Consider the following 25,885-nt stretch of genomic DNA (forward strand, 5'->3'; position numbering starts at 1 on the left):
ATGAGCTATCAGCACCAGTATGTCGACGGTACGCGTATCCACTTTCCACTGGGGAAAGTGGTATGCATCGGCCGTAACTACGCCGAACACGCCAAGGAACTGGACAATCCGGTGCCTACTGAACCGCTGCTGTTCATCAAGCCGGGCAGCTGCGTGGTGCCGCTCGAAGGTGGCTTCAGTATTCCGACCGAACGCGGTTCGGTGCATTACGAAGCGGAAATCGCCGTGTTGATCGGAAAGCCGCTATCGACCAAGCCAAGCCGGGAAGAAGTGCTGGATGCGATCTCCGGTTTTGCACCGGCCCTGGACCTGACGCTGCGCGACAAGCAGGCCGAGCTGAAATCCAAGGGCCTGCCCTGGGAAATCGCCAAGTCGTTCGACGGCGCGGCAGTGATTGCACCGTTCGTCTCCGGCAGTACCTTCGCCGACCTGACCGACATCGGTATTCGCCTGACCATCAACGGTGAAGTCCGCCAGGAGGGTAACAGCAGCGCCATGCTCAACCCGATCGTGCCGATGATCCAGCACATGGCGGGCTGCTTCTCTCTGCAGGCCGGTGATGTGATCCTGACCGGCACGCCGGTGGGCGTTGGCCCGCTGAATGTCGGTGATGAACTGGTCCTGGAATTGCCTGGTGTGAGCCGCTTCAACAGTAGCGTTTGCTGATTCAGCGGCTGATCGAGCAGGAACCGGCTGGCCGTTTCCTGCTGCGTTTGACGTCTTTGATTACACCTGCAGGGGCTGGCATTGCATCCCCGCGACAAACGCTGCGACTTGCGCAACCGTGGCTTGCGCGTCCATGTGGTCTGGCCGGTCGTTGCTATTGTTGAAGCTTCCTCTTTCGTCCATGTTCTGCATGAGCAGGCCATCACGACGCGGCATGATGAAGAAGTCTTTTGCTCTGAGGCCATAATCAACGTCTGGCTGCGGCATCAAATGTATTGTTTGTCCGCGCACAGGAATGATCGAGTGGTCATTGAACAGCACCTTCGCGCCATACCCTGTTGCGTTGATCAAAGTCTCTTCAGGCAGCGTTAGCAGTTCGTTTGAATCAGTGAATTCCTGGATTTTTATCTGGCCTCCGGCCGCCAGAAAATCGGTCATCAACAGGTTTGCGTAAGGTGCTATGTTGAACATCAGGCTCGTCCACCCGCGCGCATAGGGTGCTGGAAACGGGTGACTTCCAGGGGGCATGTCCACTTGAGAGGGGAGAAAAGCGTTAGTGAATTCCGCGTACTCGGGCTCCCCCGGGTCTTTTATTGGAGTGGGCTTCACTTCGCTCGAGAAGGGTGTGTCGGACAGTTTGTAGCCGTTGATCCATTCGACCGGCCTGCCCGGCAATCCCAGCGTTTTTTGATAGTGGCTGAATGAAAAGTTTGCCATTTCCTCCCAGCGAGTAGTCCACGCAGGCCCGTATTGCGCAGCGCAGAATCGCGAGGTGGGTGACCATAATCCCGTTGCACCCATTGAAGGCACGTCGGGTGGTAGCTCCTTCGCGTAGATGCATACAGACAGGCCGGCTTGCTGTGCCAGTAACGCAGAGGTAAGGCCGAGTGGGCCGCAGCCGATAACCCCAAGGGTGTTTCTGCCAGCAGACGCGGCCAGGGCCAGGCGTACCGCCTGCATGCTCGATCCCCAACTAAGCGACCATCCGGCACCGCCATGGCCATAGTTGTGGACGATGACTTTGTGTCCCAACAACTCCGTTTCGATACGCGGCCCGGCGTGGCGGAACGGACGTGAGCAGGCGTAGACCCCGGTGACTCGACTGCCGTGTGCATTGATCGGTTTGAGCGCTGAGCAATCGATAGGGGGCGTGGCGGGGCCGGGCTTCTGGATGGGAGAGGCAACCGCCAGTTGCCTCAGGCTCAACGGCATTGAAGTAGAAGCTAGCGCTAAAGTGCTGCCCAGAAAGAATTGGCGTCGGTTCACACGTATTCCTGCTTTTTTATAATGGATGTCGGGCGTCGGAATGGGAAGGTTAGGGGGGGCGACGGATGTCGCTCAATGGTTTTTGAATTGCATGATGTGTGGAGGTTTTGGGCCTGGGTGATGCTCAATCCGTGCTGGCCCGGCACAGGGCTATCCGGCCATTTGCCACTTTTTTCACATTTTCTCTGGATAATTCCCGGGCTGCCGGCAGCCGGGCCGGTCGCAATTGTGCTATTACCCTCAGCCTGAATTACTGGAAGGCATTCCCTGATGGCCACTCAACCGCACTCGTCGCTTAAATCTGCCCGTCGCTCGCGCTGGTATCTCTGGCTTTTGCTGGTCATCGCCGTCGCCTACGGCGTCGCGTTTGCCATGCATTGGGATGATCGTGGCGTGCTCTGGGTGAAAGAGCGTTTCGAAACTGCCGCCGAGCGTCAGGAGAGTGTCTGGCTGCCGAATTACCAGGCAGTCATCGATGGCAAATTGCTGCCAGGCATGGAGAAGGACGAAGCGTCCGACCTGGCCTACAACCCGCAAACCAAAACCCTGTTCTCGGTCATGGGCAAGAACCCGTTTCTCGTTGAACTGTCCTTGCAGGGCGACGTGCTGCGCAAAATGCCCCTGGTCGGCTGGAGCAATCCGGAAGCCCTGACGGTCATGGGCAATGGCCTGATGGCCATCGTCGACGAGCGCGAGCACCTGCTGTCCATCGTCAAGGTCGATGGCGATACCCGCGAGCTGAACATCGCCGATTTCCCGAAGTACGATCTTGGCCCTTCGAAAGATCAGAACAAGGCGTTCGAAGCCATCGTCTGGGACTCGCGCAACCAACAGATGCTGCTGGGTGAAGAACGTCCCCCGGCGCTGTTCACCTGGAAAAGCAGCGACCGCGTTTCGCTGACGGGCGACAAACAGAAGCTCGACAGCGACGAGCTGGACCTGCGTAACCTGTCTGCGCTGGCCATCGACCCCCGCACGGGGCATACGCTGGTGCTGTCGGCCGATTCCCACCTGCTGCTGGAGCTGGACGAGAAGGGCGAGCAAGTCAGCTTCATGACCTTGCTGGGCGGCTTCAACGGGTTGAAGAAGACCATCCCCCGGGCCGAAGGCGTGACCATGGATGAGGCTGGCAACCTGTACATGGTGAGCGAGCCGAACCTGTTTTATCGCTTCGAAAAACAAAACTGATCGGTGTGCTGCACGTGATTCCATTTGTGCAGTTGTCGCACAGGGCAAGTGGCCATTAAGCTTCAATTCAGACGGGCGTGGTATTTCATCCGCCTGTCTTGAATCCGAGCCCGCCAGAATGCGTCGATTTGCCCGTCCCAAGCCCCTGATCCTGATCTTCGCGCTTATCGTGCTGCTGTCGTTGGCCGCCATGGGCCAATACCTGCGCCTGTTCGAGCGAGGCTGGTTCAACCTGCATGCGCTGTGGCAGTCCGAGAGTGCGCACTCAATTGGCCTGGACCGTTATCAGGTCACGGTCGAGGCGCGGGTGATCGAGGGGCTTGATGACGATGTGTCCGCCCTGACGTTCGATCCGGTGCGCAAAAGCCTGTTCACCGTCACCAACAAGAATGCTGAACTGATCGAGCTGTCGATGGGCGGCCAGATTATCCGTCGTATTTCCCTGGTGGGGTTTGGCGATCCCGAAGCGGTGGAGTACATCAGCGCCGACACTTACGTGATCACTGACGAGCGCGAGCAGCGGTTGATCAAGATTCATCTGGAGAAGGACACCACCTTCCTCGATGCGGCGGATGCTGAGCAGATGACCCTTGGCGTGCACATGGCCAGTAACAAGGGCTTTGAAGGCCTGGCCTACGACTCGGTGGGCAAGCGCCTGTTCGTTGCCAAGGAACGCGACCCGATGCTGATCTACGAAGTGCAGGGTTTTCCTCACTACAATCCGGATAAATCCTACGCGGTACATGTGGTCAACAACCCCAAGCGCGATGCCGGGATGTTCGTGCGAGACCTGTCCAGCCTGCAATACGACGAACGCAGCGGCCATCTGCTGGCGCTGTCCGACGAGTCGCGGCTGATTCTGGAGTTGGACGTGGACGGGCGCCCGCTCAGTACCATGTCGTTGAGCAAGGGGCGCCAGGGCCTGCAAAGGACCGTGCCGCAGGCGGAAGGGATCGCCATGGATGACGAAGGTACGATGTACCTGGTCAGTGAGCCGAACCTGTTCTACGTCTTCAAAAAACCACCACAACCCTGACCAGCACCCCAGAACAACTGTGGGAGCGAGCCTGCTCGCGATTGCGGTGTATCAGTCGATATTGATATCAACTGACAGTCCGCCATCGCGAGCAGGCTCACTCCCACAGGTTTCGCGGTGTGGCGGAATTATTCAGCGCGCAGGGTTTTCACGCCTTCGCTGGTGCCCAGCAACAGTAGATCCGCCGGACGTGCCGCGAACAAACCGTTAGTGACCACGCCAACAATCGCGTTGATCTGGCTTTCCAGCTCCGCCGGGTTGGTGATCTGCATGTTGAACACATCGAGGATGATGTTGCCATTGTCGGTCAGCACGCCTTCGCGGTAGACCGGGTCGCCGCCCAGCTTGACCAGTTCGCGGGCCACGTGGCTGCGGGCCATCGGGATCACTTCCACTGGCAGCGGGAATTCGCCCAGGACCGGCACCAGTTTGCTGGCGTCGGCAATGCAGATGAACGTCCTGGCCACGGCCGCCACGATCTTCTCGCGAGTCAGGGCCGCGCCACCGCCCTTGATCAGGTTCAGGTGCTCGTCGCTTTCATCGGCACCGTCGACGTAGAACTCCAGGTCGCTGACCGTATTCAGTTCGTACACCGGGATCCCGTGGCCCTTTAGGCGCGCGGCAGTGGCTTCGGAGCTGGCTACGGCGCCATCGAATGCGCCTTTGTGTTGCGCCAGGGCGTCGATGAAGCAATTGGCGGTGGAGCCGGTGCCGACCCCGACGATGCTCTTGTCGTCGAGTTTCGGGAGGATGAAGTCGACGGCGGCTTGGGCCACTGCCTGTTTGAGTTGATCCTGGTTCATGCGGGCTCCGAAGTGCCGAAGAGGGGACTAAAGGCCGGTATTATAGGCCCCGTGATGGGGTAGGTCATTGCCCAATTGGCGAGCGGCGCAGAATTGCTTTTGTGGCGAGGGAGCTCGCTCCCGCTCGGCTGCGCAGCAGTCGTAAAACCTGTTTGCACTGTATGTCTGGAATAACGCAGGGGGCCGCTTCGCGTTCCAGCGGGAGCAAGCGCCCTCGCCACAGTGTTTGTACATGGCCTTAAAACCCCGGGTTTAGTGTGGTCGTCTGGCGCGAAGCCGGGTTAGACTCCTTAGTCCTGCCCAACCCGCCCAGTGATGCTTTCCGATGCTTGAACAGTACGTCAAAAAGATCCTCACCTCGCGCGTTTATGACGTTGCCGTAGAAACCCCATTGCAGACTGCCCGTCAGCTCTCCGAGCGGCTGGGCAACGAGATTTTACTCAAGCGTGAAGACTTGCAGCCGGTGTTCTCGTTCAAGATTCGCGGCGCCTACAACAAGCTGACTCAACTGGGCGACGAAGAACGCGCCCGCGGCGTGGTCACCGCTTCCGCGGGCAACCATGCCCAAGGCTTGGCCCTGGCCGCCAAGGTCCTGGGCGTGAAAGCCACCATCGTCATGCCCAAGACCACGCCCGAGATCAAGGTCGAAGGCGTGCGCTCGCGCGGCGGCAAAGTCGTGTTGCACGGGGATTCGTTCCCGGAAGCCCTGGCCTACTCGCTGAAACTGGTCGACGAAAAAGGCTACGTCTACATTCACCCCTATGACGATCCTCACACCATTGCCGGGCAGGGCACGGTGGCCATGGAGATTCTGCGCCAGCACCCAGGACGCCTGGATGCGATTTTCGTTCCGGTCGGCGGCGGCGGCCTGATCGCCGGTATTGCGGCATACGTTAAATACCTGCGGCCTGAAATCAGGATCATCGGCGTCGAGCCGGACGACTCCAACTGCCTGCAAGCGGCCATGGCCGCCGGTGAGCGCGTGGTTTTGCCGACCGTGGGCATCTTCGCCGATGGCGTCGCGGTGGCGCAGATCGGCCAATACACCTTTGAGATATGCAAAGACTACGTCGACGAAGTCATCACTGTCAGTACCGACGAAATCTGTGCAGCGATCAAGGACATCTACGACGATACCCGTTCGATCACCGAACCTGCCGGCGCTCTGGGCGTGGCCGGGATCAAGAAGTACGTCGAATCCCGCGGCGTCACTGGCCATACCTTCGTGGCCATCGACTCCGGCGCAAACGTCAACTTCGACCGTCTGCGCCACGTTGCAGAGCGAGCCGAGCTAGGCGAGGGTCGCGAGGCCATCATTGCCGTGACCATTCCCGAAAAGCCTGGCAGTTTCAAGGCGTTCTGCGAGGCCATCGGCAAGCGCCAGATCACTGAATTCAACTACCGCTACAACACTGGCAGCGAAGCGCACATCTTTGTCGGGGTACAAACGCATCCGGACACCGATCCGCGGAGCGCGTTGATCGCCAGTCTCGGCGAGCAGGGCTTTCCAGTCCTCGACCTGACCGACAACGAGCTGGCCAAGTTGCACATCCGTCACATGGTCGGCGGTCGTGCGGCGCATGTGGTGGATGAAGTGATTCTACGGTTTGAATTTCCGGAACGCCCCGGCGCGCTGTTCAATTTCCTCAACAAGCTGGGCGGGCGCTGGAACATTTCGATGTTCCACTATCGCAACCACGGCGCTGCGGATGGCCGTGTCGTCGCGGGGCTGCAGGTACCGCATGACGAACGCCACCTGGTGCCGGCGGCGCTCGAAGAAATCGGCTACCCGTACTGGGACGAAAGCGACAACCCGGCCTACCAGCTGTTTCTGGGCTGAGCGACTACGCTGATGGGCAATTCATAAGGAAATTGAACAATGGAAACGTTAACCGCCCTGAAAATGGCGCACACCGCGGCGACCGCGATATTGCTGGGTTGTGCGCTGGGCCTGGGAATCTGGGTGTGGCAAGCGCGGCGCGGGGGCGACGCCGCCGCGGGCAGCCGCACCTTGCAGGGGCCACGGGTGTTTGTCTGGCTGCTGATGGGCCTGGCCCTGCTGAGCATGCCGTTCACCGGCTGGTGGATGGTGCACCTGGTGGGCTGGCCGTTGGGGCAGACCTGGCTGCTGGCCTCCAGTGTGCTTTATGCCTTGGCGGCGTTGGGGTGGTTCTGGCTTCTGGTGCGGCTGAACAAATTGCGCAAGGCGCCGGGTGGAGTGGGCAGGTTCACCTTTGCCCTGGCGTTGTTCAGCTTTGTCTGTTTTGTGGCGATTGCCGGGTTGATGGGTGCCAAACCTGTTTAACGCTTGAAACCGCGTTGCTCCAATCGCCGGCAAGCCAGCTCCCACAGGTTTTTCGGGCGTTCACATAATCTGTGTTCACTGAACATCCCCGTGGGAGCCGGCTTGCCAGCGATGGCGTCATCAGTCGCGCAAAGTGATCACCGGCCAGCCGCGCCTCTCGGCTTCAGCCCGCAAATTCGGGTCCGGATCAACCGCCACCGGATTTGCCACCTGCTCCAGAAGCGGCAAATCATTCATCGAGTCGCTATAGAAATAGCTGTCCTCCAACGAGTGCCCAGTCTCTTCCAGCCAGCGATTCAAGCGTGTGACCTTGCCTTCACGGAAGCACGGCACGTCGGTGCTACGCCCGGTGTAACGGCCGTCGACCATTTCGCACTCGGTAGCAATCAGGGTCTCAACCCCCAGGCGCTCGGCGATCGGTCCTGTCACGAAGCGGTTGGTCGCGGTGATGATCACCAGCTTGTCACCCGCTTCACGGTGGTTGGCCAGCAGTTCAATAGCCTTGGGCAGCACGATCGGCTCGATGCAGTCGCGCATGTAGTCCAGGTGCCATTGCGCCAGCGTGGTCATTTCGGTGCGGCCCAGGACTTCCAGGCAAAAGTTCAGGTAAGCGGCGTTATCCAGCTTGCCGATCAGGTAATCCTGATAGAACTCGTCGTTGCGTGTCTTGTAGGCGACGGGGTCGAGGAAGCCGCGCTCACATAGGTAATCGCCCCAGGCATGGTCGCTGTCGCCGCCCAGAAGCGTGTTGTCCAAGTCGAATAAAGCCAGCCGCATTGCAGTTACTCGCTGAAAAGTCTGTAGAAAGGCGTCCAGAATACGGACTTTTCACAAGAGTGCACATAAGGTAGGCCGGCTCGTTGCTGCCTTCACAACCTTTGTGGAACAATGCGACGACATGCGTTTGCGAGGTTGTTGCCGTGATCGACCCCGATGGTTTCCGCCCCAATGTCGGGATTATTCTCACGAATGATGCCGGACAGGTGCTATGGGCTCGCCGTATCAATCAAGATGCCTGGCAGTTTCCCCAGGGTGGAATCAATCCGCAGGAGACGCCCGAAGACGCCTTGTACCGCGAGTTGAACGAGGAAGTGGGCCTGGAACGCGAAGATGTTGAAATTCTCGCCTGTACCCGGGGCTGGTTGCGCTATCGTTTGCCGCAACGTCTGGTCAGAACCCACAGCCAACCGCTGTGTATCGGCCAGAAGCAGAAATGGTTTCTCCTGCGCCTGATCTCCAACGAGCAGCGGGTGCGGATGGATTTAACCGGTAAACCGGAGTTCGATGGCTGGCGCTGGGTCAGTTATTGGTATCCGTTGGGCCAGGTGGTGACATTCAAGCGCGAGGTGTATCGACGCGCTCTCAAAGAGCTTGCCCCGCGCCTTTTAACGCGCGACTGACGACGGAGTTCGACCCCGAGCCATGCTCAATACGCTGCGCAAGATCGTCCAGGAAGTTAACTCCGCCAAGGATCTCAAGGCGGCGTTGGGGATTATTGTGTTGCGCGTCAAAGAGGCCATGGGCAGCCAGGTCTGCTCGGTCTACTTGCTGGACCCCGAGACCAATCGCTTCGTCCTGATGGCCACCGAGGGCCTCAACAAGCGCTCGATCGGCAAGGTCAGCATGGCGCCGAACGAAGGTCTGGTGGGCCTGGTCGGTACGCGTGAAGAACCCCTGAACCTCGAAAACGCGGCAGATCACCCGCGCTACCGTTACTTCGCCGAGACCGGGGAAGAACGCTACGCCTCCTTCCTCGGTGCGCCGATCATTCACCACCGCCGAGTCGTCGGCGTGCTGGTGATTCAACAGAAAGAACGCCGCCAGTTCGATGAAGGTGAAGAAGCCTTCCTCGTGACCATGAGCGCGCAGCTCGCCGGGGTGATCGCCCACGCCGAGGCCACCGGCTCGATCCGCGGTCTGGGGCGTCAGGGCAAGGGGATTCAGGAGGCAAAGTTCGTCGGTGTACCTGGTTCGCCGGGTGCTGCGGTCGGTACGGCGGTGGTCATGCTTCCGCCGGCGGATCTCGATGTGGTGCCGGACAAGACCATCACCGACATCAATGCCGAACTCGGTCTATTCAAGACCGCCATCGAAGGCGTGCGTGCCGACATGCGTGCCCTCTCGGCCAAGCTCGCGACCCAGCTGCGCCCGGAAGAGCGCGCTTTGTTCGACGTGTATCTGATGATGCTCGACGATGCTGCGCTAGGCAGCGAAGTCACCACCGTGATAAAGACCGGGCAGTGGGCCCAGGGCGCGTTGCGTCAGGTAGTGACCGATCACGTCAATCGTTTCGAACTGATGGACGACGCCTATCTGCGTGAGCGCGCGTCGGACGTCAAGGACCTCGGTCGACGCCTGCTCGCCTACTTGCAGGAGGAGCGCCAGCAAAACCTGGTCTACCCGGAAAAAACCATCCTGGTCAGCGAAGAACTGACGCCGGCGATGCTCGGCGAGGTGCCGGAAGGCACGCTGGTCGGTCTGGTCTCTGTACTCGGTTCGGGTAACTCCCACGTCGCGATCCTGGCCCGGGCCATGGGCATTCCGACGGTGATGGGCCTGGTCGACCTGCCTTACGCCAAGGTCGATGGCATCGACCTGATCGTCGACGGCACCCGCGGCGAGGTCTACACCAACCCCGGCGACGTGCTGCGCAAGCAATTCGCCGAGGTGGTGGAAGAAGAGAAACAACTGGCCTTGGGCCTCGACACCCTGCGCGACCTGCCCTGCGTAACACTCGATGGCCACCGCATGCCGCTGTGGGTCAACACCGGCCTGCTGGCGGACGTGGCGCGCGCGCAGAAGCGCGGTGCCGAAGGCGTTGGTCTGTACCGCACTGAAGTGCCGTTCATGATTAACCAGCGCTTCCCGAGCGAGAAGGAACAACTGGCGATCTACCGCGAGCAGCTCGCCGCCTTCCATCCGCAACCGGTCACCATGCGTAGCCTGGATATCGGCGGTGACAAGTCGCTGTCGTACTTCCCGATCAAGGAAGACAACCCGTTCCTCGGCTGGCGTGGCATTCGCGTTACCCTCGACCACCCGGAAATATTTCTGGTGCAGACCCGCGCGATGCTCAAAGCCAGCGAAGGCCTGAACAACCTGCGCATCTTGTTGCCGATGATCTCCGGCACTCACGAGCTCGAAGAAGCCCTGCACCTGATCCACCGCGCCTGGGGCGAAGTGCGCGACGAAGGCACCGACGTGCCGATGCCGCCGATTGGCGTGATGATCGAGATTCCGGCCGCGGTGTACCAGACCCGGGAACTGGCACGGCAAGTCGATTTCCTTTCGGTCGGATCAAACGACCTGACCCAATACCTGCTGGCGGTGGATCGCAACAATCCACGGGTCGCCGACCTCTACGATTACCTGCACCCGGCAGTGCTTCAGGCGCTGCAGAACGTAGTGCGTGATGCCCATGCCGAAGGAAAACCGGTGAGTATCTGCGGCGAGATGGCCGGTGATCCGGCAGCGGCGGTGCTGTTGATGGCGATGGGTTTCGACAGCCTGTCGATGAACGCCACCAACCTGCCGAAGGTGAAATGGATGCTGCGCCAGATCAATCTAAGCAAGGCCAAGGAGTTGCTGGCGGAGCTGATGACGATCGACAACCCGCAAGTTATCCACAGTTCGCTGCAGTTGGCGCTGAAGAACCTTGGGTTGGCGCGGATCAACAATCCGGCGACTGCCAAGGTTCTCTAAACGGCTGATGGCCCTATCGCGAGCCTGCTCGCGATAGGGCCCGTCCTGACAACAAACAGCTAAACCCTGATCTCAACTTCCCCCAAATGCCCGCCATACGGCCCAAAGCTCCGTTCGACCATGTGCCGCGTGCCGTCCGCTTGTACGATCAGCGCCGTACTCGCCCGCGTCCCGTAAGTCGGGCTGGCGATGAACACACTCGACAGCAACGTCTCGGTCGCCAACCCTACTCCGGTATCTGGCAGCTCGGCGAAGTCCGCTGTCTGCGGGTCGTTCAGCAGCGCGAGCAGTGCCTCAGGCTGCGGATCCTCCAGCGCTTTCTCCAGCGCTGACCGGGCCTTGAGCAGCTTGGGCCAGGGCGTGTCGAGTCCGGCGTTGGATAGCCCATAGACGCCCGGCTGCAGCATCACCGCCTCGGACTCCCCGGCATTGAAGTGCCACAGCTCATGACTGTTGCCCAGCAACAGGTTAAAGCCGGCATATTCAACCGAACGTCCGACAACGTCGGCCAAATAATCATCAATTGGCATGTCGCCACCGAGGAATCGCGCGACCAGTTCGCCACGGGATTTACGCGCTGGCGGCTGATGCGGGTCGCGAATATTGGTCAGTGCGGCGAAGCGGCCATTGGCGCCGATACCAAGCCAGGTGCCGCCCGCTTCCAGGTCGCGGCCGGCGTACACCTGTGGCGCATGCGACCACTGCGCAAGGGGCTGGCTGGGACGTGCGTAGAACTCGTCGCGGTTGGCCGCCACGATCAGCGGCTGGGCGTGACCCGGCCGCCAGGCAAAGACAATGAGGCACATAAGGTGATCCTGTGCGTTTTTTCCCCACTCTACGCAGTCATCGTCCGTCGATCCATCGCCTTGCACAGTGGAGCCATTGCCCCCGCATCCGTTACCATGCCGCTCCTGATTTCACGATGCTAGGGATATGGCTATGGAAATTCTGATCTATCTGGCGCTGGGTGCCTGTGCGGGCGTGCTGGCCGGGCTATTCGGGGTGGGCGGAGGCATTATCATTGTCCCGGTACTGGTGTTCAGTTTCACCTTGCAGGGTTTCGACGCGTCGATCCTGACGCACCTGGCGGTTGGCACTTCCCTGGCGACGATCATCTTCACCTCGGTCAATGCGGTTCGCGAGCATCACCGCCGCGGTGCCGTGCGTTGGCCGATCTTCGCGTGGATGACTGTGGGCATCCTGATGGGCGCAGGTTTCGGTGCGCTGACGGCCGAAGCGATCTCCGGGCCGAACCTGCAGAAGATAATCGGCGTATTTGCTCTGGTCATCGCTGTGCAACTGGCCCTGGACTTCAAGCCCAAGGCAAGCCGAACGGTGCCCGGCAAAGTCGGCCTGACCCTGGCCGGCAGTGTGATTGGCTGGGCCTCGGCGATTTTCGGGATTGGCGGTGGTTCGCTGACCGTGCCGTTCCTGACCTGGCGCAGCGTGCCAATGCAGCAGGCGGTGGCTACTTCGTCGGCGTGCGGCCTGCCGATTGCGCTGGCCAGTGCATTAAGTTTCATGATTCTGGGCTGGCACGATCCGTTGTTGCCGGCCCATAGTCTCGGTTTCATTTATTTGCCGGCGCTTCTGGGCATTGCCCTGACCAGCATGTTCTTCGCCCGGGTGGGCGCGCGACTGGCCCACCGGCTGTCGCCGAAGTTGCTGAAAAGACTGTTTGCCGCTTTGCTGTTCTGCGTTGGGCTGAGCTTTCTGCTTTGACGGGTTTCGCAATGCTGGCTTAATCCTGGCGTGACAGCGTCGCCCGGGCATTTTTCAAAGTTTCAACTCTAACGAGGAGTCGCAATGCTGCCTTACCCGCAGATCGACCCGGTGGCCCTGGCCATCGGTCCGCTGAAAATCCACTGGTACGGCCTGATGTACCTGATCGGCATCGGCGGCGCATGGTGGCTGGCGTCCCGCCGGCTGAACCGTTTCGACCCGACCTGGACCAAGGAGAAGCTCTCCGACATGGTGTTCTGGATGTCGATGGGCGTGATCGTCGGCGGCCGCCTGGGCTATGTGCTGTTCTACGATCTGAATGCTTATCTGGCCAACCCGACGCTGATTTTTGAAGTGTGGAAGGGCGGCATGTCGTTCCACGGCGGGTTTATCGGCGTGATGCTGGCGGCGTTGTGGTTTGGTAAGAAGAACAACAAGTCGTTCTTCCAGTTGATGGACTTCGTTGCACCGATGGTGCCTATCGGCCTGGGTGCCGGACGTATCGGCAACTTCATCAACGCCGAGTTGTGGGGCAAGGCCACTGACGTGCCATGGGCGATGGTGTTCCCGACCGATCCGGCACAGTTGGCGCGTCATCCGTCGCAGCTTTACCAGTTCGCACTGGAAGGCGTGGCACTGTTTGCGATCCTTTGGCTTTTTTCCCGCAAGCCGCGGCCGACCATGGCGGTGTCCGGGATGTTTGCACTGTTCTACGGCATCTTCCGCTTCATCGTCGAATTCGTCCGCGTACCGGACGCGCAACTGGGCTATCTGGCCTGGAACTGGCTGACAATGGGCCAGTTGCTGTGCGTACCGATGATCGTCGGCGGGTTGTTCCTGATCTGGCTGGCGTATCACCGCGCCCCGGCCACTCCGGCAGCGGCAGTATAAATTCGAATTCGGGACTTAGGTCCCGGGTTCAAGGACACAGGTAACTCATGAAGCAATATCTCGAACTGGTCGCCCACGTCATCAAGAACGGCACCAAACAAGCCAACCGCACCGGCGTGAACACCATCAGCTTTCCGGGCGCCATGCTGCGTTATGACCTGAAAGAAGGTTTCCCGGCGATCACCACGCGCAAGATGGCCTTCAAATCAGCCATCGGCGAGATGTGTGGTTTCCTGCGGGGCGTGAACAACGCCGCCGAATTCCGCGAACTGGGCTGCAAGGTCTGGGATCAGAACGCCAACGAAAACGCGCAATGGCTGGCCAATCCGTTCCGTCAGGGTGAAGACGACCTTGGCGAAATCTACGGCGTGCAATGGCGCAAATGGCCGGCGTACAAGCAGATCCCGGTCAGCAACCAAGCCGCCATCGAACAGACCCTGAGCCAAGGCTACCGCCAGATCGCCGAAGGTGAAGAAGACGGCCAGGCTTATGTGGTGCTGTACAAGGCGATTGACCAGATCCGCCAGTGCGTTGACACCATCATCAAGGACCCGGGCAGCCGCCGTATCCTGTTCCACGGCTGGAACGTGGCGCAGCTCGACGAAATGGCCTTGCCGCCGTGCCATCTGCTGTACCAGTTCCACCCGAATGTCGAGACCAAGGAAATCTCCCTGACGCTCTACATCCGCTCCAACGACCTGGGCCTGGGCACGCCGTTCAACCTCACCGAAGGCGCCGCGTTGCTGAGCCTGATCGGCCGACTGACCGGCTACACACCGCGCTGGTTCACCTATTTCATCGGTGATGCCCACGTTTACGAAAACCATTTGGACATGCTGAACGAACAACTCAAGCGCGAGCCGTTCCCGATGCCGAAGCTTGTGATCAGCGACCGAGTGCCGGCGTTTGCCAAGACCGGTGTTTATCAGCCGGAGTGGCTGGAGAAGATCGAGCCCGGCGATTTCTCGCTGGAAGGCTATCAGCACCACGCGCCGATGACCGCGCCGATGGCGGTCTGAAGATTTACCACTGAATCTGTGGGAGCGGGCTTGCCCGCTCCCACAGGGGGTTGTGCGGTGGTTTCAGTGGCCGTGACTACGGCCCACATGCGAAGGCTCCGCCTCCGTCGCCACTACCCCGCCACTCACCTCCAGCCGCTGCAAAATTCCGCACTGATCACTACCCGGTCCCTCGCCACAACGTTGGCGCAGGTCGAGCAGCTGTGCCTGCAATGCCAGTAACCCATCGATCCGGGCCTTGACGTGATGAATGTGCTCATCCACCAGCGCATTCACGCTTTCACACTGATCCTGCGGGCTGTCGCGCAATGCCAGCAGGCTGCGGATTTCCTCCAGGGTCATGTCGAGGGTGCGGCAGTTGCGGATAAAGGTCAGGCGTTCGGCATGGGCCTGGGTGTACACGCGGTAGTTGCCATCACTGCGCGCCGGCTCTGGCAGCAGGTTCTCACGCTCGTAATAACGAATGGTCTCCACGGCGCAGTCGGTCAGTTTGGCCAGTTCTCCGATTTTCATGGCAGCAATCTCCAAATAGGTGCTTGACCCTATAGTGGCTACAGGGTCTTTACTTGGCAACAGGCACCTACAAGGACGCAACCCATGAGCGATTCCCAACATATCCACAAACCCGGCGCTGATCATGATCATGATCACGGCCCCACGCTGCAGCCTGTGCAAAAGCATGACCATGGCAGCCATGGCGACTCTTGCTGTTCTTCAAAAGCGGCTGCGCCGTCCCTGATCAAGTTGAGCGAAACGCCGACCGACGGCGCGCGGCTGAGCAGTTTCCGCATCGACGCCATGGACTGCCCGACGGAGCAGACGCTGATCCAGAATAAGCTTGGCAAATTGGCGGGCGTGCAACAACTCGAATTCAATCTGATCAACCGCGTGTTGGGCGTGACTCATGACCTGCCAGACACTGCGTCAATCATTGATGCGATCAAGTCCCTCGGCATGCACGCCGAGCCACTGGAACAGGGCGTCGACGCACCGGCGCCGGTAGCGCAGAAAAAGCACTGGTGGCCGTTGGCGCTGTCCGGCGTGACTGCGCTGGCTGCTGAAATTATCCACTTCACCAGCGCCGCGCCCGATTGGGTGGTGGCGGTCGTTGCACTGGTCTCGATTCTCAGCGGCGGCCTGGGCACCTATAAAAAGGGCTGGATCGCGCTGAAAAACCGCAACCTGAACATCAACGCGCTGATGAGTATCGCGGTGACCGGCGCGATCCTGATCGGCCAGTGGCCGGAAGCGGCGATGGTGATGTTCCTGTTCACCCTGGCCGAGTTGATCGAGGCCAAGTCCCTCGACCGGGCCCGCAACGCCATCAGCGGACTGATGCAGATGACCCCTGAAGAGGCCACCGTGCAGCAGGCAGACGGCAGCTGGGTTGTGCAGGATGTTAAATCCATTGCGTTGGGCGCACGGGTGCGGGTCCGTCCCGGCGAGCGGATTGGCCTGGACGGTTCGGTCGTGGCCGGCAGCTCGACCATTGATCAGGCGCCGATCACCGGCGAGAGCCTGCCTGTGGAAAAAGGCATCGGTGACAAAGTGTTCGCCGGCACCATCAATCAGGCCGGCTCGCTTGAGTATTCTGTGACCGCCGCTGCCAACAATTCGACGCTGGCGCGGATCATCCACGCCGTCGAACAGGCTCAGGGGGCCCGGGCGCCGACTCAGCGTTTTGTAGACCAGTTTTCGAAGATATACACCCCGGCGGTGTTTGCCTTGGCCTTGGCTGTCGCGATAATCCCACCGCTGTTCATGGGTGCGGTCTGGTTCGACTGGATCTACCGCGCGTTGGTATTGCTGGTGGTCGCCTGCCCTTGCGCATTGGTGATCTCCACACCGGTAACCATTGTCAGCGGCCTCGCAGCGGCGGCGCGCAAAGGGATTCTGGTCAAGGGCGGGACTTATCTGGAGGGTGGCTACAAGCTCGACTACCTGGCTCTGGACAAGACCGGCACGATCACCCACGGCAAGCCGGTGCAGACTGACTACCTGTTACTGGACCCGACAGCGGATGCCTCGGCCCCGGCCATTGCGGCGGCGCTGGCCGGTCGCTCGGACCATCCGGTTTCGCTGGCTATTGCCAATGCGGCTGTGGATAACCAAGCGGCGCCACTGGTTGTGGATAACTTTGCAGCCCTGGCAGGTCGGGGCGTGCGCGGGGACATCAACGGTCAGACCTACCACTTGGGTAACCATCGCCTGGTGGAAGAGCTGAATCTGTGTTCACCCGAACTGGAAGAAAAGCTGTTCGCTCTGGAAAAACAAGGCAAGTCCGTGGTGCTGTTGCTCAATGCGGCAGGCCCGCTGGCGCTGTTCGCCGTGGCCGACACGGTGAAGGAGTCCAGCCGCGAAGCGGTCGAGCAACTGCATGCCTTGGGCATCAAGACCTTGATGCTCACCGGCGACAACGTGCACACCGCCCAGGCGATTGCCGCGCAAGTCGGCATCGACGAAGCCCGTGGCGATCTGTTGCCGACCGACAAGCTGCAGGCCATTGAGGCACTTTATGCACAGGGTAATCGTGTCGGCATGGTCGGCGACGGTATCAACGATGCCCCGGCACTGGCCCGGGCGGAAATCGGTTTCGCAATGGCGGCGGCCGGTACCGATACTGCCATCGAAACTGCGGATGTCGCGCTGATGGACGACGATCTTCGCAAAATTCCCGCGTTCATCCGCTTGTCGCGGCAGACGTCGATGATCCTCAAGCAGAACATCACACTCGCTTTGGTGACCAAGGCGATCTTTCTTGCGGTAACCTTTGCCGGGGGGGCCACCATGTGGATGGCGGTGTTCGCCGACATGGGCGTCAGCCTGTTGGTGGTGTTCAATGGTTTGCGCCTGTTGCGCAAATAAGCGATGAGGAGCGGGTGTGCTGAGTGCCGAGCTGAAGGCTTTTTACATGGTGGCCCGCCTGGGCAGCATCACCCAGGCAGCGAAAAAGCTCGGCCTTAGCCAGCCTACGGTGACCACCCAGATTCGCAATCTGGAAAGCCAGTACTCGGTTGAACTGTTCTATCGCGGTGGCCGCCGCCTCACTGTCAGCGATGAAGGTGCGCGGCTGCTGCCAATGGTCAAGGTGTTGATGCAGCAGGAGGCGGACATCGAGTTCTTCCTGCGCAACAGCGGCCAGGTTCAAGGCACGTTGCGCATCGCGGCTACAGCGCCTTATTACATTCTCGACCTGGTTAAGACCTTCCGCGAGCGCCTGCCCCAGGTGGAAGTTTCGGTGGAAATCGGCAACTCGCAGCAGGTGCTGGAGGCGCTGGAGGAGTACCGCGTCGACGTCGCTGCTTCTTCGCAACTGCTGGATGATGCGCGATTGATCCGTCGGGTGCTGGGCACCGATCCGCTGGTGCTGGCGGTGCATCGCAATCACCCGCTGGCGGTGCATGATCATGTGCCGCTCAGCGCTTTGGTCGGGCATACCCTGTTGATGCGCGAATCGGGCTCGACCACCCGGCGGTTGACTGAAGAGCTGTTGGCCACTGCCGGAGTGGGTTTCGGACCGCTGCTGGAAATTGGCAGTCGGGAATCGATCCGCGAGGCGGTGTTGCGCAACATCGGTATCAGCATCATTGCCCGCCAGGAAGTGCCTCATGATCCACAGCTGCGGGTGTTGACCATCGAGAATGCACCGCAGATCCCCGAGTATTTGTATTGCCTCAAGGAGCGCAAGGGTGCGCGGTTGCCGGCTGCGTTTTTGGGGTTGGCGCAGGAAATGGCTCCGGTCTGAAATCTTCATTGCCTGTGCCGGCCTCTTCGCGAGCCCTCTCACCTCTAAGCATATCCCTAGATCTAGACACAAGCGGGCTTGCTCGCGAAGGCGTCAGCCGGGGCAACGCACCTCTTGAACCTCAACCAAAATCCCTGAATACCACTATCAGCCGTTTTTGCCTCACTGCCACATGACCGACGCATTACAAATCTAGGATGGCACTCATCTGCTTGATGAGGCCTGTCCATGAACCACTCGATCGCAACTGCCCTGACCAACCCCGGCGCCCCGATGAAAGTGCGCGGCGTGCAGAAACGATTCGGCGCTTTCACTGCGCTGGATAACGTATCCCTCGACGTCGCAGCCGGCGAGCTGGTTTGCCTGCTGGGCCCGTCGGGCTGCGGCAAGACCACCTTGCTGCGTTGCATCGCCGGCTTGGAGAAACAGGACAGCGGCGAGCTGTATCTCGGCGATCGCGACGTCTCCCACCTGGCGCCCCAGGCCCGGGACTACGGCATTCTGTTTCAGTCCTACGCCTTGTTCCCCAATCTCACCGTCGAGGCAAACATCGCCTATGGCCTCGCCGGAAGTGGTCGCGATGAATTGCGCAAGCGTGTTGGGCAGATGCTGGAATTGGTGGGCCTGATTGGCAGTGAAAAAAAGTATCCCGGCCAACTGTCCGGCGGCCAGCAGCAACGCGTCGCACTGGCGCGGGCTTTGGCGCCGGCTCCTTCGCTGCTGCTGCTAGATGAACCGATGTCGGCCCTCGACGCCCGGGTTCGCGAGCATTTGTGCACCGAGTTGCGCCAACTGCAGCGCAACCTCGGCATTACGACTCTGATGGTCACGCACAACCAGGACGAGGCCATGCTCATGGCCGACCGCATTGCCGTGATGAACAACGGCAAGGTCGAGCAGTACGCCACGGCGCAGGAAATCTACGACCGTCCGGCCACGCCATTTGTCGCCGAGTTCGTCGGCCAGGGCAACTGGCTGCCGTTCAGCCGCAGCAATGGCAGTCATGCCCAGGTCGGCGGAATGAACATGCGCCTGGCTGAAGGAGGCACGAAAACCGCATCGGGCCGTTTGTTCTGCCGCCCTGAGGCGATCAGCGTCAATCCGCCCATGCATGAGGAAAACCTGTTCCCGGCCAAGGTTCGCGAAATCACTTTTCTCGGCAATCGCTGCCGCATGAGTTTCGAGCTCGACCAGTTGCCAGGCCATGCGCTGCTCGCCGAGCTGGCACCTGAAGCCATGCCACGCCTGGGCGCGCAGCAAATTATGGTGGCTCTGCCGCCGCGCAGCCTGCAGGTGTTTGCCTGATGAGCGCGAACATCGCGCTGCCGCTACCGCGAAAGCAGGTGCGGCAGACTTCCCGAGCCGAGATCGGTGATCGAGTGTTCGTAGTCGGCGGCAAAGTGATTTTGCTGCTACTGCTCGGCATCGCGGTACTGATGCCGTTGCTGGCAATCTTCTGGCGCGGGTTCAGCTCCGAGGCCGGGCAGGGCGGTGGTCTGGTCGCTGCTCGTGAGCTGGTGAACAGTACGAATTTCCATTGGCTATTGGGCAATAGCCTGAAGGTTTCCCTAAGCGTTGCGGCGATTGTCGTGCCGCTGGCTTACCTCTTTGCCTACGCGCTGCAACGCACACTGATTCCTGGCAAAGGCATCTGGCGCGGTATTTCTTTGTTGCCGCTGATGGCGCCCTCGATGCTGCCGGGGATCGCCCTGGTCTATCTGTTCGGCAACCAGGGCATGTTGCGCGGCTTGCTCTCGGACAATATCTACGGCTTCTGGGGCATTGTACTGGGTGAGGTCATCTATACCTTTCCCCACGCCTTGATGATCCTGCTGTCAGCCCTCTCATTGGCAGATGCGCGCCTGTTCGACGCCGCGTCCAGCATGGGCGCCAGCCCAGCGAAGGCCTTTCGCAGCATCACCTGGCCGGCGACGCGCCAGGCCGTGTTCGCGGCGTTCTGCCTGGTGTTCACCCTGACCATTACCGACTTCGGCGTGCCCGTGGTGGTCGGCGGTGATTATCAAGTATTGGCGCTGGAGGCTTATAAAGCGGTGGTCGGCCAGCAGCAGTTCGGCCGTGGCGCGCTGATCGGCATGGTCCTGTTGCTGCCAGCACTGTTCAGTTTCGGCGTCGACGCCTGGTTGCGTCGCCGTCACGGCGACTCCATGAGCGGTCGGGCCCAAGTGTTCAAACCGCTGCCATCGACACTGCGCGACAGGTGTTACCTGGCGATCGTGATGCTCATCTGCGCGGTGCTGTTGCTGGTGTTCGGCATGGCGGTGTTCTCGTCACTGGTGAAGTTCTGGCCATATAACCTGTCGCTGTCGCTCAACCATTATCAGTTCAACGACACGGCGGGCGGAGGCTGGCTGGCCTACGGCAACAGCGTGAAGATGGCCGTGTGCACAGCACTGATCGGCAGCGTGTTGATCTTCACCGGCGCCTACCTGATGGAAAAGACCAAGGGTCAGCCCGGCCTGAACCTGACCCTGCGCATGCTCAGTTTTGTGCCGATGGCGGTGCCTGGCCTGGTGCTCGGCCTGGGTTACGTCTTCTTCTTTAATCTCAGCGGCAACCCGCTGCATGTGCTTTACGGGACCATGACGCTATTGGTGGTGTGCACCATTGCTCATTATTTGACCACCGCCCAGATGACCGCCACCACCGCACTGCGTCAGCTCGACGCCGAGTTCGAAGCCGCTGCGCTGTCGCTCAAGGCGCCGCTGTATCGGCACTACCTGCGGGTCACCGTGCCGATCTGCCTGCCAGCGCTGCTGGACATCGTGCGCTACCTGTTCGTCTCGGCCATGACCACCGTATCGGCGGCAATCTTCCTGTACAGCCCCGACACCATCCTCGCGGCGGTGGCGGTGCTGAACATGGATGACGCCGGCAACGTTGGCGGTGCAGCAGCGATGTCGACCCTGATTCTGTTCACCTCGGCGGGCGTGTCCCTGCTGCTGGCCTGGGCTTCGCGCGGTTTGTTGCGCCGCTCCCAGGCCTGGCGGCAGACCGTGCCCGGAAAATAGTTCTTTCCCTATAAAAGCTGTGTCCCCATAAAAGGAGCTGCATCATGTTCAAGCCTATGGCCCTGGCCGCTGCTGTACTGACTGCTTTCAGCCTGAACGCCTTTGCGGCGAAAACCGAGTTGACGGTGTATACCGCCCTCGAAGCTGAACAGCTCAAGACTTACAAAGAGGCTTTTGAGAAAGCCAACCCGGACGTCGAGATCAAGTGGGTTCGCGACTCTACAGGTATCATTACCGCCAAGCTGCTGGCCGAAAAAGCCCGCCCGCAGGCTGACGCCGTCTGGGGCTTGGCCGCGTCGAGCCTGGCGATTCTTGACCAGCAAGGCATGCTGCAGAGCTACGCACCCAAAGACCTGGACAAGATCGGTGGCAACTACCGTGACGCCGCCAACCCGCCAGCCTGGGTCGGCATGGACGTGTGGGCTGCGACCATCTGCTTCAACACCATCGAAGCCGAGAAACTTGGGCTGACCAAACCGGTGAGCTGGCAGGACCTGACCAAGCCTGAGTACAAAGGCAAAATCGTGATGCCCAACCCAGCCTCGTCCGGCACCGGCTTCCTCGACGTCAGCGCTTGGCTGCAAACCTTCGGCGAGAAGCAGGGCTGGCAGTACATGGATGACCTGCACCAGAACATCGGGCAATACGTCCACTCCGGCTCCAAGCCCTGCAAACTGGCAGCCTCCGGCGAATTCCCGATCGGCATTTCATTTGAATACCCGGCCGTCCAACTCAAGCGCCAGGGCGCTCCGCTCGACATCATCCTGCCAAAGGAAGGCCTGGGCTGGGAGATTGAAGCCACTGCGCTGATCAAGGGCTCGCAGCATGAAGAGGCGGCGAAGAAGCTGGCTGATTTCTCCGCAAGTCCGGCGGCAATGGAGCTGTACAAAGAGAACTTTGCGGTGCTGGCTCAGCCGGGTATCGCTAAGCCGCAGACCGAGTTGCCGGCGGATTACGAGCAGCGCTTGATCAAGAACGACTTTGCCTGGGCGTCGAAGAATCGCGACGCGATCCTGACCGAGTGGCGCAAGCGTTATGACGGCAAGTCCGAGAAAGTGGCGGCCAAGTAAGATTTCTTTCGACTGACAGGGCCCCATTGCGAGCAAGCCCGATCCCACATTTGGAATGCGTTCCCCTGTGGGAGCGGGCTTGCTCGCGAAACGGTCTGTCATTCAGGACAAAACCCAATGACACAACACAACGACATGCTGATCGTCGGCGCCGGCATCTTGGGCTTGTCCCACGCCTACGCCGCCGCCAGGCGCGGCCTCAAGGTCCGCGTATTCGAACGCAGCGAAATATCCTTGGGCGCCTCAGTGCGCAACTTCGGCCAAGCACTGGTCACCGGCCAGCCACCCGGCCCGATGCTCGAACTGGCCAAGGCGAGTCGTGAGATCTGGGGCCAATGGGCGCAACTTGCCGGCCTGCGACTCAAGCGCAACGGCTCGTACCTGTTCGCCCGCACTGAAGCCGAGGAAGATTTGCTCGAAGCCTTTTGCGCCGGTCGAGCAGTGCAACATGACTACCGCGTCGACCTGCTGCGCGGCGCAGCTTTACGCGACTTGTATGGCGGCCAATTTCGTCATCACCGGGCCGCGCTGCATGGCCTGGATGATCAGCAACTGTATTCGCGAGAAGCGATCCCGGCATTGACCGACTACCTGCGCCGTGAGCTCGGCGTCGAGTTTCATTTCTCCACGCTGGTGCGCGAGATTGGGCCGGGCCGTTTGCACAGCACTGCCGGCACCTTCAGTGCCGGGCAGATCATCGTCTGCTCCGGTCATGATTATCAGACCTTGCTGGCCGGGCCCATCGCCGAGCTCAACCCGCAAATCTGTCGCCTGCAAATGCTTCGCGCCCGTCCCCAGGTAAGCCTCAACCTGCAGCATGCATTACTCACCGGCCTGAGCTGCGTGCACTACGGCGCCTTTGCCGATCTGCCGGAAGCCGCGGCAGTACAGGCGCAGATCTTGCGCGACACACCGCACCTGCAGGAAAACGGTATTCACCTGCTGATCAGCCCCACGCCTTACGGCGAATTGATCATTGGCGATTCGCACCACTACGGCAACGATGCCTCACCGTTCAATGCCGAGCAGGTGGATGATTACATGATCGAACTGGCCGAGCAGACGCTGGGCTGCAAGATCCAGGTGGTCGAGCGCTGGCAGGGTGTCTATGGATCACGCGGGCCAGCGCCATTTTCGTTCCTGCGCCCGGCCTCGGGGGTGAGCGCGGCGTTGATGCACAGCGGGGTTGGCATGAGCGTCGGGCCGGCCATGGCGGAGCGAAATGTGGCGACCTTGTTGGGAGAGTAATCATGGTTCGCAATGAGCAAGTCATCGGCGAGGTGTTCGCCCTTTACGAGCGTTACGGCGCCAGTGAGTACATCGGCGAGCCGGTGTCGCAGATCGAGCACATGTCCCAGGCTGCCGAACTGGCGATGGCCGAGGGTTTCGATGATGAAGTGGTGCTGGCGGCGTTCTTCCACGACATTGGACATATCTGCGCTGCCAAGAGCGCCGGGAACATGGGCGGATTTGGCGTGGTCAGTCACGAGCTGCTGGGGGCTGACTTCCTGCGCCGCGCAGGCTTTAGCGAACGCATGACGCGGCTGGTGGAGTATCACGTTCAGGCCAAGCGGTATCTGACACTCAGGGAGCCTGGGTACTACGAGCGATTGAGTGAAGCCAGTCGCCGGACCCTGGAGTATCAGGGTGGGGTGATGTCCATTGAGGAGGCGCAGGCATATGAGCGTGATCCCTTGTGCGCCGTGAGCCTGCGCATGCGGCAGTGGGATGAGTTAGCCAAGGAGATGGATGTTCCGGTGATTGATCTGGGGGTATTGAAGGCCAAGGCGTTGCGGCTATTGGTGGTTTAGGGTCGATGGACCGCGTCGTTGGAACGCCGCCCGGAGTGGGTCACATATTTTGTGTTCAACACCGATCCACTGTGGGGCTTGCTCGGAAAAGGGGCGGCACAGAAAACAGAGATCTAAAGCTGCTGCGCCAACACCTCTATCTGCTCCTGCCGCTCCGCCTGATTCAACTTCGCATGGGAGTTCAGCGAAGACCATTGTGGATAAGCCCGAGCCTTGCTCAGTGCCTCCGGCAACTTGCCTTCGCGCCAGGTCTTGTCCTGTGGCGTGGCGACCTGGATGCTCTCCAGCGCCGCGTGCCCGCGAGCATTCAGCGCCAGCAGTAGTTGTCGCTGGCGCAATGCCAACAACCTCAGCACGTTGTCGTCGACGGTCAGTTCCCGCCGGCCCTTGATCTTGCCCAGCAAGCGGCTGCCGTAACTGCGCGCAGTTTGCAGGGCGCCGCCAGCAATAGCGCCGGCCATTGCCGCAGCGCCCAGCGTCAGACCACCGACCAGCAAATCCACTCCGGCGCCGGCTGCGGCGCCAGCGGCTATACCACCGCCAACCCTAACACCCAGTTGCTTGAGGGTTTCGGGATTGAACAGGTCATCGCCCCAGCGCCCATCGAGCAGCGGCAAGTCGCTGGCGGCGGCATCTTGCGGGCGAAAAGCGTAGAGCTTGAGCAGGGCTTCGACGCAACGCTGTTCCCGCTGGCGCACGGTCTTGCGCAGGTCGCTGATCGCCTGCTGTTCGGCCTCGGCAACGACGCTGCGTCGGCACGCGGCGCAATCGATCAACAATTCGGCTATCAACCGCGCGGCGCCCTGTTGGCGGGCCAAGCGCTGGGCTTGCTGATCGGCGATCAGGCGCTCCAACTGAGGCCGGGCGTTTTCCAGCAGCAGCGCCAGGCTTTCATACAATCGACGTTCGCCATCTTCCGGCGGGGCGACGCTGTCGAAGCGTACCAGTGCATGCAGACCCAACCGCGCCAATGCTTCGCGCCAATCCGGCTCACGATGGTTGGCACTGCTGACAAAATTGAGCACCGGTAGCAGGGGTTTGCCGCAACTGGCCAGCACTTGCAGTTCGTCGCGGTATTTGGATAACACCGGTTCGCGGGCATCGATGACATACAGGCCAGCATCGCAGGTCAGCAACTGGCGCAGTACTTTGGCTTCCTGCTCGAAACGCTGGCGGGCCTCGCTGCCCTCAAGGAATCGAGCGAGGCGCGCCGGGCCGTCGAGGCGTTCGCCGGGGCGCTCCAGGCGTTCGAGATAGTCGAGCAGGGCGATGGCATCTTCCAGGCCCGGGGTGTCGAACAGGTCGAGCAGCGGCTCGCCGTCCACTGACAGGCGCGCACCCTCAACATGGCGGGTGGTGCTGGGCCGATGAGACACTTCGCCGAACCCCACATCCCGAGTCAGGGTTCGCAGCAACGAGGTTTTGCCGACGTTAGTGTGGCCCACCACCGCGAGTTTCAGCGGGTTTGTACGCGAGTCAGTCATGCCCGTTCTCCAGCCAGTTCAATGGCGCGCTGTCGGCGAACGGCAGTTGCAGCTGTTGCAACGCCACATGCCAATCACCCAGGCGCTCGGCGTCCAGCGCCTCGCCGGGTGGCGCCTGCAGCAGCCAGACACGGGTGGCGCTGGCGTT

At 60.6% G+C, this 25,885-nt stretch carries 23 protein-coding genes and 1 pseudogene; 17 read left to right on the forward strand and 7 right to left on the reverse strand.

The window, feature by feature from the left end; translation table 11 throughout:
* Window positions 1-666, forward strand: a complete 666-nt coding sequence (locus tag L9059_RS08585; protein WP_247289991.1) for a fumarylacetoacetate hydrolase family protein — start codon at window positions 1-3, stop codon at window positions 664-666.
* 60 nt (window positions 667-726) lie between these two features.
* Here the strand turns inward: L9059_RS08585 and L9059_RS08590 are convergent, their stop codons facing one another.
* Window positions 727-1,932 carry an FAD-dependent oxidoreductase gene (locus tag L9059_RS08590; RefSeq protein WP_247289992.1) on the reverse strand — a complete coding sequence of 402 codons (1,206 nt, stop codon included), beginning with the start codon at window positions 1,930-1,932 and terminating at the stop codon, window positions 727-729.
* Between the two features lie 270 nt (window positions 1,933-2,202).
* On the opposite strand from L9059_RS08590, the gene L9059_RS08595 reads away from it, so the two are divergent.
* Entirely contained in the window at window positions 2,203-3,120 is a 918-nt protein-coding gene (locus L9059_RS08595; protein ID WP_247289993.1) for an SdiA-regulated domain-containing protein, read from the forward strand.
* A gap of 118 nt (window positions 3,121-3,238) precedes the next feature.
* Window positions 3,239-4,156, forward strand: a complete 918-nt coding sequence (locus tag L9059_RS08600) for an SdiA-regulated domain-containing protein (RefSeq protein WP_247289994.1) — start codon at window positions 3,239-3,241, stop codon at window positions 4,154-4,156.
* 128 nt (window positions 4,157-4,284) lie between these two features.
* On the opposite strand, the gene rpiA is transcribed toward L9059_RS08600, so the two are convergent.
* Window positions 4,285-4,959 (reverse strand): ribose-5-phosphate isomerase RpiA, encoded by a 675-nt coding sequence (rpiA, locus tag L9059_RS08605; protein ID WP_247289996.1) that lies wholly within the window; start codon window positions 4,957-4,959, stop codon window positions 4,285-4,287.
* Window positions 4,960-5,284: 325 nt separating this feature from the next.
* Between rpiA and ilvA the strand changes: the two genes are divergently transcribed.
* Together ilvA and L9059_RS08615 are read left to right on the forward strand one after the other, a co-directional pair.
* The gene (gene ilvA, locus L9059_RS08610; RefSeq protein ID WP_247289998.1) at window positions 5,285-6,799 is read left to right on the forward strand and encodes a threonine ammonia-lyase, biosynthetic; all 1,515 of its coding nucleotides are present in this window, start codon (window positions 5,285-5,287) and stop codon (window positions 6,797-6,799) included.
* 39 nt (window positions 6,800-6,838) lie between these two features.
* On the forward strand, window positions 6,839-7,264 hold the full coding sequence (locus L9059_RS08615; RefSeq protein ID WP_247290000.1) for a DUF2269 domain-containing protein: 426 nt from the start codon (window positions 6,839-6,841) through the stop codon (window positions 7,262-7,264).
* Window positions 7,265-7,384: 120 nt separating this feature from the next.
* Here L9059_RS08615 and L9059_RS08620 read toward each other — a convergent pair whose 3' ends face one another.
* Entirely contained in the window at window positions 7,385-8,041 is a 657-nt protein-coding gene (locus L9059_RS08620; protein WP_247290002.1) for a histidinol-phosphatase, read from the reverse strand.
* 143 nt (window positions 8,042-8,184) lie between these two features.
* Between L9059_RS08620 and L9059_RS08625 the strand changes: the two genes are divergently transcribed.
* Together L9059_RS08625 and ptsP are read left to right on the forward strand one after the other, a co-directional pair.
* A complete protein-coding gene (locus L9059_RS08625; protein ID WP_007945562.1) occupies window positions 8,185-8,664 on the forward strand; it encodes an RNA pyrophosphohydrolase in 480 nt (159 codons plus the stop codon).
* Window positions 8,665-8,686: 22 nt separating this feature from the next.
* Window positions 8,687-10,966 carry a phosphoenolpyruvate--protein phosphotransferase gene (gene ptsP, locus L9059_RS08630; protein WP_247290004.1) on the forward strand — a complete coding sequence of 760 codons (2,280 nt, stop codon included), beginning with the start codon at window positions 8,687-8,689 and terminating at the stop codon, window positions 10,964-10,966.
* Window positions 10,967-11,025: 59 nt separating this feature from the next.
* Here ptsP and L9059_RS08635 read toward each other — a convergent pair whose 3' ends face one another.
* Complete coding sequence (locus L9059_RS08635) at window positions 11,026-11,772, reverse strand: NRDE family protein (protein WP_247290007.1); 747 nt, start codon at window positions 11,770-11,772, stop codon at window positions 11,026-11,028.
* Between the two features lie 133 nt (window positions 11,773-11,905).
* Between L9059_RS08635 and L9059_RS08640 the strand changes: the two genes are divergently transcribed.
* From L9059_RS08640 to L9059_RS08650, 3 genes are all read left to right on the forward strand, one after another.
* Window positions 11,906-12,688, forward strand: a complete 783-nt coding sequence (locus L9059_RS08640) for a sulfite exporter TauE/SafE family protein (RefSeq protein ID WP_247290008.1) — start codon at window positions 11,906-11,908, stop codon at window positions 12,686-12,688.
* Window positions 12,689-12,772: 84 nt separating this feature from the next.
* Window positions 12,773-13,579: a prolipoprotein diacylglyceryl transferase gene (lgt, locus tag L9059_RS08645; protein WP_247290010.1), complete on the forward strand. Its 807-nt coding sequence runs from the start codon at window positions 12,773-12,775 to the stop codon at window positions 13,577-13,579.
* A gap of 47 nt (window positions 13,580-13,626) precedes the next feature.
* Window positions 13,627-14,598, forward strand: coding sequence for a thymidylate synthase (locus L9059_RS08650; RefSeq protein WP_247290012.1), 972 nt, complete (start codon window positions 13,627-13,629; stop codon window positions 14,596-14,598).
* 63 nt (window positions 14,599-14,661) lie between these two features.
* Here the strand turns inward: L9059_RS08650 and cadR are convergent, their stop codons facing one another.
* Complete coding sequence (gene cadR, locus L9059_RS08655; RefSeq protein WP_247290013.1) at window positions 14,662-15,111, reverse strand: Cd(II)/Pb(II)-responsive transcriptional regulator; 450 nt, start codon at window positions 15,109-15,111, stop codon at window positions 14,662-14,664.
* A gap of 84 nt (window positions 15,112-15,195) precedes the next feature.
* Between cadR and L9059_RS08660 the strand changes: the two genes are divergently transcribed.
* The 7 genes from L9059_RS08660 to L9059_RS08690 all read left to right on the forward strand — a co-directional run bounded on the left by L9059_RS08660 (window position 15,196) and on the right by L9059_RS08690 (window position 24,253).
* A complete protein-coding gene (locus L9059_RS08660) occupies window positions 15,196-17,463 on the forward strand; it encodes a heavy metal translocating P-type ATPase (protein ID WP_247290014.1) in 2,268 nt (755 codons plus the stop codon).
* Window positions 17,464-17,479: 16 nt separating this feature from the next.
* Window positions 17,480-18,343, forward strand: coding sequence for a LysR family transcriptional regulator (locus L9059_RS08665; protein WP_247290015.1), 864 nt, complete (start codon window positions 17,480-17,482; stop codon window positions 18,341-18,343).
* Between the two features lie 228 nt (window positions 18,344-18,571).
* Window positions 18,572-19,648, forward strand: a complete 1,077-nt coding sequence (locus L9059_RS08670) for a putative 2-aminoethylphosphonate ABC transporter ATP-binding protein (protein ID WP_247290016.1) — start codon at window positions 18,572-18,574, stop codon at window positions 19,646-19,648.
* Window positions 19,648-21,372 (forward strand): putative 2-aminoethylphosphonate ABC transporter permease subunit, encoded by a 1,725-nt coding sequence (locus L9059_RS08675; RefSeq protein WP_247290017.1) that lies wholly within the window; start codon window positions 19,648-19,650, stop codon window positions 21,370-21,372. The genes L9059_RS08670 and L9059_RS08675 overlap by 1 nt, the downstream gene beginning before the upstream one ends.
* Window positions 21,373-21,416: 44 nt before the next feature.
* Window positions 21,417-22,442: a putative 2-aminoethylphosphonate ABC transporter substrate-binding protein gene (locus L9059_RS08680; RefSeq protein ID WP_247290018.1), complete on the forward strand. Its 1,026-nt coding sequence runs from the start codon at window positions 21,417-21,419 to the stop codon at window positions 22,440-22,442.
* A 117-nt stretch (window positions 22,443-22,559) separates the two neighbouring features.
* Window positions 22,560-23,690 (forward strand): TIGR03364 family FAD-dependent oxidoreductase, encoded by a 1,131-nt coding sequence (locus L9059_RS08685; RefSeq protein ID WP_247290020.1) that lies wholly within the window; start codon window positions 22,560-22,562, stop codon window positions 23,688-23,690.
* Between the two features lie 2 nt (window positions 23,691-23,692).
* On the forward strand, window positions 23,693-24,253 hold the full coding sequence (locus L9059_RS08690; protein WP_247290021.1) for a phosphonate degradation HD-domain oxygenase: 561 nt from the start codon (window positions 23,693-23,695) through the stop codon (window positions 24,251-24,253).
* A 113-nt stretch (window positions 24,254-24,366) separates the two neighbouring features.
* Here the strand turns inward: L9059_RS08690 and L9059_RS08695 are convergent, their stop codons facing one another.
* Together L9059_RS08695 and L9059_RS08700 are read right to left on the reverse strand one after the other, a co-directional pair.
* The gene (locus L9059_RS08695; protein WP_247290023.1) at window positions 24,367-25,737 is read right to left on the reverse strand and encodes a GTPase/DUF3482 domain-containing protein; all 1,371 of its coding nucleotides are present in this window, start codon (window positions 25,735-25,737) and stop codon (window positions 24,367-24,369) included.
* Window positions 25,730-25,885, reverse strand: a pseudogene (locus tag L9059_RS08700) (DUF2868 domain-containing protein); the annotation flags it as partial. The gene L9059_RS08695 and the pseudogene L9059_RS08700, both read right to left, overlap by 8 nt.

Origin of the sequence: Pseudomonas violetae (assembly GCF_023072615.1) — a bacterium.
In the GTDB taxonomy this organism is placed as follows: domain Bacteria; phylum Pseudomonadota; class Gammaproteobacteria; order Pseudomonadales; family Pseudomonadaceae; genus Aquipseudomonas; species Aquipseudomonas violetae.